Genomic DNA, 16,819 nt, shown 5'->3' on the forward strand with positions numbered 1-16,819 from the left:
AATGATAGAGTTACAACAAACGTGGATGCTACCGGCACTGATCGCTATTCCCTTTATTGCTGGATTGCTATGCTGGTTAGTTGAAAAAGTTAATAAACGCCTACCGCGTTGGATTGCTCTGATCGGTATGATATTGACTTTTGCGCTATCACTAGTGCTTTGGCAATATGGCGATTTTGCAGGCATGAGTAAGCAGGTGATAGCCCCTGATACTGCCGTACCTTGGATGGCTGAATTTATTGTACCTTGGGTACCTGCTATGGGTATTAGCTTTCATTTAGCGATGGATGGTATGTCGCTATTGATGATTGCCTTGACGGGTTTGCTAGGGATTGCTGCTGTTGCCTGTTCATGGAATGAGATCCAGCGCCGTGTTGGCTTTTTCCACTTGAACTTGTTATGGAGTTTAGGCGGCGTTATTGGCGTATTCTTAGCCATAGATATGTTTTTGTTCTTCTTCTTTTGGGAGATGATGCTGGTTCCTATCTACTTCTTGATTGCTATTTGGGGTCATGATGTGGTCGGCGGCAAAACTAAAGAATATGCGGCTACCAAATTTTTTATCTATACCCAGCTCTCTGGGCTTATCATGCTCATCGGTATCTTGCTATTGGTGTTATTCAACCAAGCTTATACTGGAGTTCTAAGCTTTAATTATAATGACTTAATCGGCACGCCTTTGGGTGGTTGGGAATATCCGATCATGCTGTGCTTCTTCATTGGTTTTGCGGTCAAGCTACCTATTGTGCCCTTTCATGGCTGGTTGCCGGACGCGCATGCGCAAGCACCAACAGCGGGCTCGGTGGATTTAGCTGGGGTATTGATTAAGACTGCCGCTTATGGTTTGATTCGTTTTGTCTTGCCATTTTTCCCTGAAGCCTCACAAGAGTTTGCTCCGATTGCCATTACTTTAGGTACTATTGGTATCTTCTACGGGGCGTGGCTGGCCTTTATGCAAACGGACATGAAGCGCTTACTGGCTTATACCAGTATCTCGCACATGGGTTTTGTAGTGTTAGCTATTTATGCCGGTACGCTAATCAGCCTACAGGGCCTAATGATACAAATGCTGGCGCACGGTCTAAGCTCAGCCGCCCTATTTATTATGGCAGGTCAGTTATACGAGCGCTTGCATACGCGTGATTTGACCTTGATGGGTGGTATGTGGGGCCAGTTCCGCTATTACGCTCCGCTATTGATGTTCTTCTGTGCCGCCTTGCTAGGTATTCCTGGTACCGGTAACTTCATCGGCGAGTTTATGATTTTGTTTGGTGCCTTTGGCCAGTATCCGGTATTTGTAGTGTTTGCAACCTTTAGCTTAGTGTTAGCAGGTTTGTACTCTCTCATCTTGATTCATCAAGCATTATTTGGGGTGAATAATACCAAGGAGTTGGCGCTACATGAGACCAAATCCCATGGTTTACCGACCCGACCACTAAAGGATTTGGGTAAGCGCGAGATATCATTGCTATTGATGTTGGCAGGAGGGTTAGTGTGGCTTGGCTTATATCCACAGCCTATATTGGACACTTCAAGTCATGCGATGCAGTGGATTAATAATGCGTATATTTATAGTGAAGTATCACAGATCAATATACTGCAGTCACTTGATGCGATGGAGGCACGTTAAGTCATGAATGATATTACGATGAATGATTTGATGGGATTGTTGCCTTACGCCTCAATAATTGCGGTAGTGATTACGGTGTTACTGGTGATGATTGCCATTACGATTAACCGCTCACATTTTATAACCGGTACGATTACGGTAGTAGGTCTAAACGTTGGTCTGTTTACCTTGCTGGGACAGATAACAGGGATAATAGGTAGCGGCTCGAGCTTACCGCAGATTGAGCAGCTGTTTGTTATAGATAACTTTGCCAAATTCAACATGGTGATTATCTTTATCTGTGCTTTGGCTTGCTGTACGCTTTCTTATGCTTATCTAGCTAAGTTTAAAGATAATAAAGAAGAGCTATATCTGCTGATACTGCTATCGACCGTCGGTGCTTTACTGATGGTGAGCGCTCAGCATATGGCTTCGTTCTTTGTCAGCTTAGAGCTGATGTCGATACCTATTTATGGTCTGTTGTCTTACACTTATTTGCGCAATCGCTCGCTGGAATCAGGACTCAAATACTTGGTGCTCTCAGCTACTGCTTCTGCCACTCTACTAATGGGTATGGCATTCGTATATGCGCAGGTAGGCTCATTAGGCTTTAAGTCAATTAGCCTGGTGTTGGTCAGTATGTTTGAGTCGCCGCTACTGATATTAGGCACGGCGCTGATGTTGTTTGGGATTACTTTTAAGCTCTCAGTAGCACCATTTCATACTTGGACACCCGATGTTTATGAAGGGGCGCCAGCACCGATTGCAACCTTTTTAGCTTCAGTCTCTAAAGTCGCTATGATGGCAGTGGCCATTCGCTTCTTGCTTGATACCAAACTATTAGCCTTACCCTCAGTACAGATGCTGATCATGGTCATGGCTACGCTATCTATTCTAGCGGGTAACTTATTAGCGATACGTCAGACCAATCTTAAGCGCCTATTAGGGTATTCCTCAATTGCGCACATGGGTTATGTGTTGATCGTGATTGTTAGTATTGGTGCCGCTGCCGATAGCATCTCTAGTATGTATATGGCCGCTTATGCCTTTACGTCTATCGGAGCTTTTGGGGTAGTGACTTTGATGTCGAGTCCTTATCGTTTGTCTGGTGAAGCTGATGAGCTCATTCACTATCAAGGACTATTCTGGCGTCGTCCGGTACTTACTGGCGTATTGACCATTATGATGTTGTCATTAGCAGGTATCCCTTTGACCGCCGGCTTTATTACCAAGCTATTTGCTATACTAGCAGCGGTACAAGGTACTCAGTGGTTCCTAGCCGCCATGATTATCATTGGTAGTGCGATTGGCCTATTCTATTACTTACGGGTCATGCTTACCCTGTTCAAGCGTCCAAAAGAGTTCCTTGAATTCGACGTCTCTGGACAGTGGGGTGTGCGTATGGGTGGTCTTATGGTTATCGGCGTTACCGCTGCCATTATCTTCTTTGGTATCTTACCTAGCAACTTGATTGAGTGGGCTAGATGGGCTCGTATTTGGTAACATTTATTACTAGTAGCAATTACTAAGGGTTAGTAGGCTAAATTACAGCAGAAGATTTTAGTTTAGCTCACTGCAATTTAGCTCATAACCCGCTCCTTAATGATTGTTACGGAGTGCAAAACAAGAAGCACCAAGTTTATGCTAAGCTTGGTGCTTCTTTTTATTCGTTTTCTAGTGCCTACTAATTATAAAATACCTATTAACTATAAATAAAGATGAAATATTATGAGTGAAAAAAACGTAGTACCAGTAACCGTACTGAGCAAAACCACTTGGACACCGAACTTATTTAGTTTTACCGTGACCCGTCCAGATAGCTTTAAATTTACCGCAGGACAGTTTGTACGTTTAGGCGTAAATCCCAGTAAGCTAAAGTATCATCAACAACAGAACTCAACGACGGATAAGGCCTTAGACGAGGATATTTTTCGTGCTTATTCTATAGTTTCCTCACCTTTTGATGAAGAGTTAGAGTTTTTCTCTATAGTCATTGCTGATGGTGCTTTTACCTCGCAGTTGCAGCACCTACAAGTGGGTGATGAGTTGATGCTCAATACTATCCCGTTTGGGTTTTTAACTTTAGCCCGTTATCAGCAGCCATTGCCTAAAGATTTATGGCTGTTAGCTACGGGTACCGGACTGGCACCTTTCTTATCTATGCTACAAGATTTGCAAACTTGGGAAGATTATGAGCATATTATCTTGGCTTATAGCGCCAGATCACAGGAGGAGTTGGCGTACGTTGAACAGATCGAGCAGCTGCAAGAAAACTTTGGCTCTTTAGTGGATAACCCTGCCAAGCTCATCTTTATACCGATTGTGACTCGTGAACCCATGGCAGGCGCCTTAACCGAGCGTTTACCGAAGCTATTGGTAGATGGCTCCTTACAACAAAAGGCTGGTGTGCCGTTAGATCCTGAAAGCGCACATGTAATGTTATGCGGCAACCCAGAGATGGTAGAGGATACCAAAGAGACCCTGAAAACTATGGGATTTGTGATGAATCGCCGCGGCGAAGGTAATATTGCCGTAGAGAATTATTGGTAAGAGCCTCTTTTAAAGGGTAGGGATTTAAATGCCGTGGTTTTAGAGAAAATCACGGCATCTGGTTACGAATTAAAGGTTAAATAGCCAGTAATAAGTCGGTTTGCTCTACAAGTTGGTTTGCTCTAAGAGTTTGCTACTCTTTGCTAGGGACGGCTGCGTCGTCTATAGGGTTTATAGGGCCTTTCATTAATGCTGGAGCTTCTTCGCCGCCATAATACTCACTAGCGTCAGCTTGTTTATCTTTATCGCCGATAATATCCTCACCGCTACTACCGCCTAACAAGTCGCGATAGTTGACCTGAGTTTTTAGGACAAGCTGCTCTTCTTCAACCTCGCCGTAATTCACTTGTACCTTATGTAAGGTGCTCATGATTTTGTCGTTTTTCTTGAGCCAACGATGAATATCTAAATAGATAATATCTTCTTTAGCACGAGCGATATTGATATAAGTTAAGATAACGCCTAACGGATCTTTTTTGAGCACACTATGATAGAACCAAATAGCCAGCTTGATACCTTTGAGCTTTACAAAGGACTCACAGCGCAGGTTTAATACATCAGTATAGGTTAATTGTCCAAATACAAAACGCTGCACATTACGATCCAGCTGCACGTGAACCAGACTAAAGTTACCGGCAACCTCAGCATAAATGCCTGCGACATTAACCGTACAATAAAGCCTAAACCACTCGTCGTGTAACTCAACACGCAGCTCTAGAATGGATGCGACATTGTCTGTGACGAATTTTTGTAGCGCATCATTGACGTACTTTTGGGCTACGGGTAGCGCAATTTCGTCATCAAGCTTATCAGTGGTTTTGTTATATAGATTTTTAATGGTATCGGTTAAGCTATCCCAACCATTATTAAAGGATTCAGTAAATCGGTAGCCGATATTCTCTGAAAAGTCATCAAAGCTCTCATGGCCAGCACTATCGGTATGATCAAAGCCATCATTATTAAAGCTACTGTGATCAAAGTTACGGGAATTAAGGCTATCAAAATCGCTCAAACTCATTATCCTTATGTTCTCTTGTAATAAAAATAGTATATAGTAAAACCGCATGGCACAGAACCAATGTGCTGGTATTGTAGCAAATCAACTAATTATTGCTTCTTGGATATTGTAAACGTTCAAGATATTATTAATAGTAAACCATGATGAATAGCAAGTATGGTGGTTTAATCGGTTCATGTTATCATAAGCAGCTTTATTAGCTCTTGGCTGCATCTGTTGGCTTTACTTATTGACTGTTGGATTGATTTATTAAACTGAGATCCCTGTGGCGCATATTAAAGACTCACAAAGTTACCACTTTTCAGCACAAACGCCCAAGCGTGACTTTAGCTTGCCTATAGCCACCTTTATTGCGGTTTTGGTCCATGTAATTATCATTTTTGGGGTCAGCTTTTCGATGGGTAAGGACCCAGCAGCCTTGATCCAAGACGTGGCCAAAGCGCTCACTGATAATGTGCAGCCCAATGAAGATGCGCATTATATTGCCAATGCCTCCCAGCAGGGCGGTGGCACTATACGCCAGCAGATTAGACAGGAGAGTGCGCAAACCAGTCCTTTATCTGCTGAGCAAATGAGTGAAACTCAGGATGTCATTGACTTACAACGGCAGGTACGCCAGCAGCGCTATCAAGAAAGCTACTTGCGTACCACTTTGAGCTGGCGTGAGGCTTCGGTTGAGTCTGATAACGATAGTAAGCAGCTCCAAGATGATTTAGCGGCACAAGAAGAGCGCATTCGTAAGCAGATTGCGACTTTAGAAGCCCAGCTATCGCAGCGTGAGCAGGTTTATGCAACCAAGTCGAAAGTGGTCACTATGGACAGTAATTCGACCACTCGCGGCGTAGCAGCTGACTATCTTGAGACCTTTCGGGAGCATGTTGAGCGCGTAGGTAATTTGCATTATCCGGTACAAGCCCGTGCCCAGGGTATCACTGGTGAGGTGCGGTTAATGGTTATTATTAGTGATGATGGTAATATCAAAGCCATTCGCTTGCTTGAAAGCTCGGGCTCCACTATTTTGGACGAAGCGGCAAAACAATCGGTACGTCAAGCGGCGCCATTTGGCAAGTTTACCGAAGATATGAGCGATATTGTAGAACTGCGCCTTATCCGCACTTACCGATACAGTGATAAGGTAGAAATCACTTATTAAAGAGTAGGGTTAAGTTAAGTTTAAAGATTATTGAGCCCTGAACGAACATAAAGCTATTAAATATAAAGCTATTGAGTAAAGAATCATTATGGAATTTTTAGGATTTACCCTTGATGTGGCAACGCTGACAGATAGTGCGCTTTCAGTATTATTCAAAATTACTTTGGCAATATTCATATTCGTAGTAGGGCGCTGGCTGGCCAAAAAGCTGGTCACTTTTGCTAATACGATTATGGTACGCAGCCACTTAGAGACTACAGCGGCCAACTTTTTGAGCCGTTTATTATATGGAATTCTATTAGTCGTTGTCACTTTGGCAGCGCTTAGTAAGGTGGGGGTGCAGACCACCTCGGTTGTCGCCATATTGGGCGGTGCAGCCGTTGCGATAGGTCTGGCATTAAAGGATCAGCTGTCTAATTTTGCCGCAGGTATCATGATTGTCACTTTTCGGCCGTTTGTACGGGGCGACTATGTGCAGATCAGCAGTTATACCGGTACGGTTACCGAGATTACCTTAGTTAATACTCACCTGACTACTATCAATAATCACGATATTATTATTCCTAACAGCGATATCACCACTTCAGCCATTACTAATTATACTGCCCTGCCGAATCGCCGGGTAGATATTACGGTAGGAATCGGCTATGACGCCGATATCAAAACCGCCAAAAATTTAATGTTAGATTTAGCTAGAAATAATCCGATGGCTTTTAGCGAGCCTGAACCGGTGATACGAGTGACTAATCTGGGTGATAATTCGGTTGATTTGACTCTTAATGTTTGGACAACCAATGATGACTGGTGGTCAATGCAGTGTGATTTACTTGAACAGTTCAAATACGCGCTTGACGATAATAAAATCGACATTCCATTCCCGCAGCGTAGTGTCCATGTTAAAGGTTTGGATGATATGATTAATCAGATGAATGAATCACAAAAATTACCGATGAAAAAGGAAAAGTGAAAGTAGATTAAGGCTGCCCTCGTTATAGTTATCAATAAGTTATAAATAGGGATTAGGTAGCCCTAAGTCTGCCAAAATATCAATCTCAAAACCCTCCATTTCATCTTGCTCTAGTTGTCCAATTTCATGGTCAAACCCCAGCAGGTGCAGCACCCCATGTATGACTAGGTGAGTTAAGTGCTGTGCTGATGTTTTATCTTGCTCGGCAGCTTCACGTATGACCACTTGATGGCAGATAATTAGCTCTCCCAGTGGCAAAGTGGGCATAAGCTCAAGGACGCTGGCAGGCAACTCACTAGGGTAAGATAAAATATTGGTGGCGTAGTCTTTAGCGCGCGCTGCCAAATTCAGCTCTCGGCCTTCACTATCGTCAGTGATATAGAGCGCTAATGATTTGGGCTTACTTTGCCAAAAATCGCTATCAATATCTGCAAAATAAGGCAGTGTTAGACCGTTATTAATGCGCTGCTCAATATAAGCTAAAGTCGCTGTTAGGACGGGCATTATACGCTGCTGATTGTACAGCTCATCTAGTAGCTGTCCATCGAGACTGTCTATAGCGCTGATATCCAGCTCAGCTTGATTATTAGAATGCTCCATTGCCTTGTTCCTTATCTTATGCGGCTAATAAACTCAAAAAGCTGAACTACTATGATATTGGACTGCTATGTTTATAGCCGTGTTAATAGCAGTCCAGTTGATAGTAATCCAGCTTTGGTAGTAATTCGACTTTTCGATACTGTAGTTATATATAGTTATAATTAATGGTTGAGCTTTAAAACTATAGATTAAAGCCTATTGGCCACATCAGCAATGGCTGCTTGTTTGCGTTCTTGCTCTTTAATACGCTCTTGTTTACGCTGCTCTTGTAGCGCCAATTGCTCATCGTCAAAGACATCGTAAGCTTCCACTATTTTTTGTACTAAATGATGACGAACCACGTCTTTTGAGTCAAACTTAGTGATATGAATCTCTTCGATACCACTTAGAATATCCATCGCCTGCGCAAGACCGGATTTGTGACCACGCGGTAAGTCCACTTGGGTAATGTCACCAGTAATGACCGCTCGTGAGCCAAAACCTAAACGGGTCAAGAACATCTTCATTTGTTCAGGCGTAGTGTTTTGCGCCTCGTCCAGAATTACAAATGAGTTATTAAGGGTACGACCACGCATATAGGCGAGTGGAGCAACTTCAATAGTTTGGCGCTCAAGCATTTTACCGACTTTTTCAAAGCCAATCATTTCATAAAGCGCATCATATAATGGGCGTAGATAAGGGTCGATCTTTTGGGTCAAATCACCAGGTAAAAAGCCCAGTTTTTCCCCAGCTTCAACCGCAGGGCGCACCAGTAAGATACGCTCAATCTCATTACGCTCAAGCATATCAACGGCGCAAGCTACTGCTAGATAGGTCTTACCAGTACCGGCAGGGCCGATGCCAAAGGAGACATCAGAGTCTAAGATGTTTTTGACATAACGTTGTTGGTTGCCGCCACGTGGGACGATTTTACCCTTACGAGTGCGTAAGCTTACCGGGGTAAAGTCACGAGCGGACTGTAGATCTTCTTCGCTATCATCAGCCGTTAAGTGCTCCTCGTCTTGCTGATCCTCATCACGGGAGAGACTAGATTGGATAATCAGGTGTAGCTCTTCTGCGCTGATATCTTTAGAGTTTTGCGCTTCATCAGCGAGCTTATATAAAATGCGCTCACCACGCTCAACACCCGTTAGGTCACCGCTCAAAGTGAAGTCACCTTGGCGCTGGCTAATCTTGATATCTAAGCGCTCTTGCAGATATTTCATATGGTTATTGTACTCACCTAACACAGTCTTTAATTGCGCAGGTGTCAACGATTCAAACTTTACACGACGGCTTATAGATTCAGTCAAGCGATTATCCTTTTATATGAGTTGCCTAGCTATCTTTGAAAGCGACATTTATAGGCAAAATAAATAAAGTAATTGTTTAATAAGTAGTTGTTTAATAGGTAATGATTTAAAGAGTTAGATAAAGTAGTTAAATGCTAGGTTGACCTGTTACGTCATAAAAATAACTAAATTTGCAGATAGTTATCAAATTAGGCTCAGACGAAATCAGGTTAATGCATGGTATGTCTTCATTATGGTTGATAGTTTTTAAATTTCAAGCACCACACCCCTTTAGTAAGACTGATTTTGTATGCCGATTGCAACTATTTAGCGCACCGTTAACAGCTTATTAGTTTTTTAACCTCGGCTTAATACTATCTAATTTATTATTTAATTAAATGCTTGAGCTTAGCGTTCACTAAAAACCTTAGCCATACAGTTAAGCTTAGTGAAATCTAAGCAATTCGTGATAACCTATGAGTCATCTAATAAAGGTTTCTTAATGATATTGAAAGCCGTACGATAGCATACAGTAATGATGGGTTTTCGCTAATGAATGAGCTTGTTAAATAGCTTGTTCAAAGACTTATCGAAAGGTTTTTTGACTCAGTAGATAACTACATAGGAGTAGATAATGGATAATAATAATTTACAGCATTCAAGCACTACCTCAGCTAATACGGCTAATAACGAGCCAAATAAAAAAAGTACCGCTAAGCTTACTGAGCAACAAGTACTCATCGCTGGTGGCGGCCATGTCGGCTTATCATTTGCGCTGCTATTGGCGCACCATGGTATTGCGAGCACCTTGCTTGAGAAGAATAGCTATCCTGAGATTAGCCCTGACGATGATGAGCAGCGTAGCCACTATTTGGATAGCCGTAATACGGCGCTATCACGGCGCACGGTACAAATTTATGAGGAAATTGGTTTATGGGAACAGCTACAAAGTCATGCTTGCCGCATTGATGCGGTCAAAATCAGCGAGCAAGGCAGCTTTGGACAAGCGCAGCTCAATAAAGCAGATGAAAATGTCGAATCCTTTGGACAAGTGATGGAAAATGCTTGGCTAGGGCGCAAGTTATTATTGGCCGCTCAGCAAGAGCCTTTAATTACCCTGATTGATAATGCTGATGTTACTGCGGTTGATCAACAGTATGACGGCGTTACCTTGAGCTTTAATTATTACGGTGATGAAGAAGGCGAGCAGCAATTGCAAGCCAGCGTCTTGGTCGCCTGTGATGGTAGAGACTCAACCGTGCGTCAATTATTAGGTATCGGCACCACGACTTATGATTATGAGCAAACCGCCATTGTAGGGGTGGTCGAGACCGACAAGGCGCACGAGCATGTCGCCATTGAACGCTTTAGCCCAGCGGGGCCGCTCGCTGTCCTGCCATTGACGGATCCCAATGGCGATGGCAATGATGAGTATCAACAAGGGTATAGACGTTCGGTAGTTTGGGTGTGTCCCAAAGGCGAGGAGACTCAATACCTAGAGGATGATGAGCACTTTTTGCAGACCTTGCAACAAGCTTTTGGTCAGCGTGCTGGCAAGTTTATAGCGGCAGGTCGCAGAGGCGCTTATCCTTTAACCCGAGTATTAGCGGACCAACAAGTCAAGGGTCGCTGCGTGATTATGGGCAACTCAGCGCATACCTTGCACCCGGTAGCGGGTCAAGGGTTTAACTTATGTATGCGTGATGCTCATGTACTGGCGCAAATGATGAGCAGACAGGTGCTAAAAGGAGAAGATCTTGGTGATCCGAGCCTGCTTAAGCGTTATGAAAAAGCCCGTCAGACCGATCAAAAGCGGGTTATTCGTTTCTGCGATGCGGTCGTTCATGGCTTTACCCATCCCAATCCAGCGATTAAGCTGGCGCGTAATGTGGCCTTGGTAGCTTTTGATAAACTGCCTAATATTAAGCCATTGGTTGCCAATTATGCCATGGGCTTAAAATCGTAATATAAATTAATAGCTTATACATTGAGAGATATCTTATGAAAAATAACCATACGCTGATTATTGGGGGCGGTATAGTTGGCGCTACGCTTGCGCTGAAGCTGGCTCAAGCCAAGCATCCAGTAACCTTAATCGATGCCCGCCCTAAGCGTAACCAAGCCGATTGGGAGCAAGTACTTAATAACCGTGATGCTCGCGTTTATGCGCTTAGCCTAGCTAGTATTGGTCTACTAAAAGAAGCAGGCGCTTGGCAAAAGATAGCTAGCTCAGGTCGCAAGGCGGATTACTCACAAATGCAAGTTTGGCAACGTAATGGTATCGGCGAACTGCTATTTGGCGAGAATGACAGTAGCAATGATAATAGCAATGATAGCGCAAAGCCTGAGATGCTAGGAAGTATGGTTGAGCCTTTGGTCATTGAGTATGCGCTGTGGCAACGCTTTTTTGAGCCCGATGTTAGCGACTATCTAACCGTTATTGACGGGCACAAAGTGGTACAAATGGATTGGCTGGGATCACAGCAAGGTTATCGGGTGACCTTGGATGATGGAACCGCTATTCAAGCGGCATTATTGATAGGCGCTGATGGTCGAGGATCGTTTGTCCGTAAGCAAGCCGGTATTGAGCTTGATACCCTTGATTATAAGCAAACCGCTATTTGCTGTGCTATTCAGACCGCCAAACCGCACCGTGCTACCGCTCGCCAAGCTATGCTACCGACTGGTACGCTGGCGCTATTGCCACTCGCCGATATCACCGATGAAGACAAAGCTCGCCCGCAACATTGGCAGTCAGTAGTTTGGACTTTGCCGCGTAATCAAGCGTTGTCATTGTTAGAAGAGGATGCGCGCGTTATCGCTGATAAACTTGCTGCTGCCAGCACTTATGAGCTTGGTGCTATAGATAAAGTTGAATCTATCGCCAGCTTTCCACTGGCGGCTCAGCAAGCTAAAAGTTACGTCGCTGATAATTTAGTACTGATAGGAGACGCCGCCCATGGGGTGCATCCGCTGGCGGGACAGGGGCTTAACTTGGGTATGCTCGATGTAAAAGAGCTATTTGAGCAACTGACTCACGATTTTGCCCGTAGTGGCGGTACGCTTTGGGGTGCTAATCAAACCCTGCGCACTTATGAGCGTCTGCGTCGCCCGCATAATAGTTTGATGATGCATAGCTTTTCGCTACTTAACTGGCTGTTTGCAGGGGAGTTGGCGCAATTGCGTCCTATCCAAATAATTCGTAATGAGGGCATGTATCGGGTGAGCAAGATTAGACCTTTGATGCGGTTATTTGCTAAGCAGGCGAGTGGGGTTTAGGGGTTTGGACTTAACGAAGAGTAGAGTATGAACGTGAAATTATGGACAATAGCGTCAATTATGATAGGCACTTTAGTACTGACAGGTTGCCAAACTACTAATTTGTCTAATCGAACAAGTCAAGCTATCAACATACCAACGGTTGTGGTTAATGTAGATAGCGACGGTGATGGTGTACCTGATGATTTAGATCAATGTCCAGCTACGCCATATAACGTGGTTGTCGATGAAAGAGGCTGCCCTTTTACGATGCCTGGGGTAGGTCTAAAAATGGAATATCGCGCTTTTTTTGATAAAGATAGCAGTGAGCTGTTGCCAAAGTATCAAGCCGAGCTTGACAAGGTAGGTATGAAATTGCAAGAGCATAAAACCGCTACCATATTGATTGAAGGTCATAATTCAAGAACTGAAGTTGATATCGCCTCTATAAACGAAGCGAATGCCTTGGCGCAAAACAGAGCCAATAAGGTTAAAAATTATTTAATATCGAAATATAACATTGCCTCTGAGCGCATCACGGCGACTGAGTATGGCGCAAGAAGACCAATTGCGCCTTCTGATAGTGAAGAGGGTAATATGTTGAACCGGCGCGTATATGCGATTGCGTCTGAACCTCAGGAGTAAAAATAACTTTATTACTCAAACGATTTGAGGTAACTCGTAAAGTCTAATTGAATAAGGACTCCAATTAGATATGAAAATAAATTTATATCTAGCCGGTACCATTTTTTTAGTTCTTTTGGGTTATCGGCGTGTCAAATCACTCTAACTATGCCGTTTAAAGATACAGCTCAACATGAAATTATCAGAACGATGCAGGCAGAGACTGATTTAGATGACAATAGTATGAGCTGATACCGATAAAATGAGAGTCCAGAAATAGAGAACCGCCACTTGCAAAAGCAGAGGTGACGGTCATATTGATATCTATATTATCATGTAAAAAGAAGGCATGTTATATTTTTTAGCAAACACACAAAAAATTACTATGAATATTAAGAGTAAAAGGCAAACCTATGCTCATCCCCAAATACTGGGCGCAGTATAAGCAGCGCTTTACCTCTCAAACGACAGGTGATAGCGGTTCTAAACAAGCCACTATCAAGCGTTATGGTTGGTCAGATGTTAGCCAAGTTGAAGCATTAAGCCATGCCAAAGCGCGCGTCACTGAAGCGCATCAGCGCTGGCTAGCTGGTGAGGATATCGTGCGCCGTGAACGCAAGGAGGAGTATAACCAAAGCAACGGCATTCCCATTCGTGAACAAATTATCTCTGAGCAGACTTATCCTAGCTCAAATTTATCTAACAGCTCTATACCTCTAACCCAGCTTATCGTTACTCGCAATAGCTACGGCGCCCAAGTGGCAAACGTCGATAATATCGCCATTATAGACATTGATAACGCTGAACTGTTGCATCATCTTTATCCAGATGACTATGATCAAGATGGCTTTATAACCACAAATTCAGTCAATAAAAGCCAACCTTCAACTAAGCTGATAGTTTGGAGCTTCATTATCGTCTCTGCGGTTATCGCCAGTATCATAGCGTGGCAAGAGTTATCTTGGCTGTGGCTGATTGCACTGATGATAGCCGCAACCGCTTTTTTATGGCAAAAAGCCAGTAAACAAGAGCAGGCGCGCCAGCAAAAATCAGAGGCTGATTTGGCTTCACTGCTACCGTTTATGACTGACTTAATTCAACAGCGTATTACTAATCATCCCGATGAAAGCTTTCGTTTGTATCAGACGCCCGCCGGCTTTCGTATTATCGCGACGCATGATGTTACTTTGCCTAGTGATAGCGTAGTTGCCGAGTGGTTTGAGTATTTCCATGCGGACGCCAATTATGCTCGTCTTTGTCAGTCGCAGCAGTGCTTTCGGGCGCGCTTGACGGCCAAGCCTTGGCGTATGACTAAGGTTACGGAGACTGGTAAATTGGATAAAGATATTCCAACCAAAGACTTTTGCTTTGGAGCTGATACTGAGGCGAGTGATGACATTAAGCGCCGTCAAGATAAGTTAAAAGCGCGTAGACAGTGGATTGCTGACTATGATGGTTTTGCTAAGGGTTATAAGGCTTGCCGTTATGTTGCAAGTTTTGACGGTAGAGACGCTACAACTCCTAACAATCAGCCTATACAAAAAGCTATTGATGAGTTTATACAGTGGCATGATAAGGTTTGTCAGGTGGATAGGGATTTGCCGTTAGCTTGATGGGTTTTTTAAATTTTCATTTGTTTTTGGTATAAGTTCATGGCACGATTATTTTATTAGATTCTAATTTTGAGTTCTATGATGACTATTGAAAGTGATGCCATTGTAACGGAAGGACAATAAGATCACATTTTTATTTTGATAATTATTTAAGCTAAAGTGGCTATAAAATGACTAAACTTAGAAAAGGTACTAAAAAATACGAATTAGTTATGAAGTCGAGAGAGGCTGCTTTAGCGGCAGTTCAAATATTCAACAACCCTAATATCACCTTTAAGTCAGAGTCATTTTCGGTATTGATAATAATTAGTTGGACATATTTATTACACGCTTATTATGAAAATAAAGGTATTGAATATCGTTACTACAAGAAGCCTAATAAACGTAAGATTTTTGACAGAACCAAGCATGGCGCATATAAGCACTGGGAGCTTGAAAGATGTTTAGATAATGATAAAAGTCCAATAGACTACGAGTCTGCTCTAAATTTAAAGTTTCTAATAGGGTTACGTCATGAGATTGAGCATCAAATGACATCTAGAATCGATGATAGTCTGAGTGCTCGATATCAAGCCTGTTGTTTGAACTATAATCATTATATCTGCAAGTTTTTTGGTAAAGAGCACGGAATAGAAAAACACTTGTCTTTTAGTCTTCAGTTTTCTAGTATATCTGAAGAACAAAAAAATCTTCTTTCTGAATTTGAAGAATTACCCGAAAATATTAAAAGCTACATAACTAAATTTGACGAGTCTATATCGGATGAAGAATATGGTAGCCCAAAATATGCCTACAGAATATTATTCGTACCTAAAACTGTTAATAAAAGAGGACAGGCAGATAAAGTCATTGAGTTTTTGAAGCATGATGACCCCTTGGCTGCAAAAGTGAATACAGAGTATCAGTTAATAAAGGAAACTGAGAAGGTTAAATATCTACCTAAAAAAATTGTAAGTATCAGAATGATGAAGGGTTCGTAAACTTTAAGATTCATCATCATACTAATTTATGGAAATCTTTAGATGGAAAAAATAAGTCTCAAGGATATGGCGTAAAAATTGAAAAACAATGGTATTGGTATGAGAGATGGTTGTATGTTGTAAGGAAGCACTGTCAAGACAACGCCAATCAGTATAGATAACTAATGAATTATAAATTATTTGTTATCTATGAGTATTATTTTACTCGAACCATTTTAGATTAAGTTCAAACCAGCTACCACCAAGCCGCAAACACCACCATCAATACCGGCGACACAATATTAATTATAAAACCAAAACTAATCGCTAACGGTACCACCTTTAAGCCGCCAGATTGCTGAATAATAGGCAGAGTAAAGTCCAAACTGGTCGCGCCGCCAAGGCCTACCGATGCTGACGGATACTTACGCATAAATACCGGAATAAATATCAGCGCAAAGAATTCCCGTATCAAGTCATTAAACAATGCGACACTGCCCCAAATCGCTCCATAAGCATCGGTCATCACGATAGCAGACAGCGAGTACCAACCAAAGCCCGAGGCCAGTGCCAAACCTTTTGTCCATGAGACCTCAGTGAATAGTAGCGCAAAAATCAGCCCGCCAATCAATACTGACAGCGTGAAGATAACACTCATCTCCACCCCGCGCTTATTAAGCAGCACCTGTTTGAGGGTGATGCCCGAGCCTTTAAGTCCAACGCCGACCAGTAATATCAATATCATTAGCATAATGGTCATGGTATTTTCAGGCGGCATGTAACCAGCGGGCAAGAAATAACCGATGATCATACCAATCACCACGCAGCTGACTTGCGCCAAACTGCCACGAATACTGACTCGATGTTGCTCGGTTTTAGTCGTTGTTTTTTTGGCCTGCCAAGGACGCCAGTGGTCGAATATCATCAGGGCCACTAAGCCGGTTCCAATGGTTAATATCGATAAAACGGTGACATACAGCGCAATCTCGCCCAACTGGCTGCCAAGCCCTTCGACTTGCGACAGCTCAATCCCGATAAGGGTTAAGATGATAAATACCAGATAAGACAGACCCTTGTCGGCAAGAAGCGTGATCCTGCGGTTGGAGGGCAGGGCAAAGCCAATAAACATCGGCATCAGTACCAAGACGAGGGTAATAAGGTTTTGCATGGTCTACAGGCTCGTAACATTTTGACAAG

The 16,819-nt window shown here is 43.0% G+C and carries 14 protein-coding genes; 10 read left to right on the forward strand and 4 right to left on the reverse strand.

Annotation, left to right across the window (positions count from 1 at the left end; all coding sequences use genetic code 11):
- Position 1 precedes the first annotated feature (1 nt).
- The 3 genes from nuoM to JMX18_RS00250 all read left to right on the forward strand — a co-directional run bounded on the left by nuoM (position 2) and on the right by JMX18_RS00250 (position 4,159).
- Complete coding sequence (gene nuoM, locus JMX18_RS00240) at positions 2–1,630, forward strand: NADH-quinone oxidoreductase subunit M (RefSeq protein ID WP_201582570.1); 1,629 nt, start codon at positions 2–4, stop codon at positions 1,628–1,630.
- A 3-nt stretch (positions 1,631–1,633) separates the two neighbouring features.
- Positions 1,634–3,112 (forward strand): NADH-quinone oxidoreductase subunit N, encoded by a 1,479-nt coding sequence (locus tag JMX18_RS00245; RefSeq protein ID WP_201582572.1) that lies wholly within the window; start codon positions 1,634–1,636, stop codon positions 3,110–3,112.
- A 225-nt stretch (positions 3,113–3,337) separates the two neighbouring features.
- Positions 3,338–4,159 carry a ferredoxin--NADP reductase gene (locus JMX18_RS00250; RefSeq protein ID WP_201582574.1) on the forward strand — a complete coding sequence of 274 codons (822 nt, stop codon included), beginning with the start codon at positions 3,338–3,340 and terminating at the stop codon, positions 4,157–4,159.
- Positions 4,160–4,292: 133 nt separating this feature from the next.
- Here JMX18_RS00250 and JMX18_RS00255 read toward each other — a convergent pair whose 3' ends face one another.
- The gene (locus JMX18_RS00255) at positions 4,293–5,177 is read right to left on the reverse strand and encodes a hypothetical protein (protein WP_227674506.1); all 885 of its coding nucleotides are present in this window, start codon (positions 5,175–5,177) and stop codon (positions 4,293–4,295) included.
- A gap of 265 nt (positions 5,178–5,442) precedes the next feature.
- Here JMX18_RS00255 and JMX18_RS00260 point away from each other — a divergent pair, with 265 nt between their 5' ends.
- Together JMX18_RS00260 and JMX18_RS00265 are read left to right on the forward strand one after the other, a co-directional pair.
- Positions 5,443–6,330 (forward strand): energy transducer TonB, encoded by an 888-nt coding sequence (locus JMX18_RS00260; protein WP_201582576.1) that lies wholly within the window; start codon positions 5,443–5,445, stop codon positions 6,328–6,330.
- An 88-nt stretch (positions 6,331–6,418) separates the two neighbouring features.
- The gene (locus JMX18_RS00265) at positions 6,419–7,297 is read left to right on the forward strand and encodes a mechanosensitive ion channel family protein (protein ID WP_201582578.1); all 879 of its coding nucleotides are present in this window, start codon (positions 6,419–6,421) and stop codon (positions 7,295–7,297) included.
- A gap of 39 nt (positions 7,298–7,336) precedes the next feature.
- Here JMX18_RS00265 and ybeY read toward each other — a convergent pair whose 3' ends face one another.
- Together ybeY and JMX18_RS00275 are read right to left on the reverse strand one after the other, a co-directional pair.
- Positions 7,337–7,897 (reverse strand): rRNA maturation RNase YbeY, encoded by a 561-nt coding sequence (ybeY, locus tag JMX18_RS00270; RefSeq protein WP_201582582.1) that lies wholly within the window; start codon positions 7,895–7,897, stop codon positions 7,337–7,339.
- 188 nt (positions 7,898–8,085) lie between these two features.
- Complete coding sequence (locus JMX18_RS00275; protein WP_201588157.1) at positions 8,086–9,177, reverse strand: PhoH family protein; 1,092 nt, start codon at positions 9,175–9,177, stop codon at positions 8,086–8,088.
- A gap of 625 nt (positions 9,178–9,802) precedes the next feature.
- Between JMX18_RS00275 and JMX18_RS00280 the strand changes: the two genes are divergently transcribed.
- The 5 genes from JMX18_RS00280 to JMX18_RS00300 all read left to right on the forward strand — a co-directional run bounded on the left by JMX18_RS00280 (position 9,803) and on the right by JMX18_RS00300 (position 15,643).
- The gene (locus JMX18_RS00280; protein ID WP_201582583.1) at positions 9,803–11,134 is read left to right on the forward strand and encodes a UbiH/UbiF/VisC/COQ6 family ubiquinone biosynthesis hydroxylase; all 1,332 of its coding nucleotides are present in this window, start codon (positions 9,803–9,805) and stop codon (positions 11,132–11,134) included.
- 35 nt (positions 11,135–11,169) lie between these two features.
- Positions 11,170–12,447 carry an FAD-dependent oxidoreductase gene (locus JMX18_RS00285; RefSeq protein ID WP_201582584.1) on the forward strand — a complete coding sequence of 426 codons (1,278 nt, stop codon included), beginning with the start codon at positions 11,170–11,172 and terminating at the stop codon, positions 12,445–12,447.
- A 27-nt stretch (positions 12,448–12,474) separates the two neighbouring features.
- Positions 12,475–13,071, forward strand: a complete 597-nt coding sequence (locus JMX18_RS00290; RefSeq protein ID WP_201582585.1) for an OmpA family protein — start codon at positions 12,475–12,477, stop codon at positions 13,069–13,071.
- 392 nt (positions 13,072–13,463) lie between these two features.
- Positions 13,464–14,663, forward strand: coding sequence for a hypothetical protein (locus tag JMX18_RS00295; RefSeq protein ID WP_201582586.1), 1,200 nt, complete (start codon positions 13,464–13,466; stop codon positions 14,661–14,663).
- Positions 14,664–14,833: 170 nt separating this feature from the next.
- On the forward strand, positions 14,834–15,643 hold the full coding sequence (locus tag JMX18_RS00300) for a DUF3644 domain-containing protein (protein WP_227674508.1): 810 nt from the start codon (positions 14,834–14,836) through the stop codon (positions 15,641–15,643).
- Positions 15,644–15,878: 235 nt separating this feature from the next.
- Here the strand turns inward: JMX18_RS00300 and JMX18_RS00305 are convergent, their stop codons facing one another.
- Positions 15,879–16,790: a lysine exporter LysO family protein gene (locus tag JMX18_RS00305; protein WP_201582587.1), complete on the reverse strand. Its 912-nt coding sequence runs from the start codon at positions 16,788–16,790 to the stop codon at positions 15,879–15,881.
- Between the last annotated feature and the right edge of the window lie 29 nt (positions 16,791–16,819).

Origin of the sequence: Psychrobacter jeotgali, from assembly GCF_904846315.1 — a bacterium.
GTDB classification, from domain to species: Bacteria; Pseudomonadota; Gammaproteobacteria; order Pseudomonadales; family Moraxellaceae; genus Psychrobacter; species Psychrobacter jeotgali.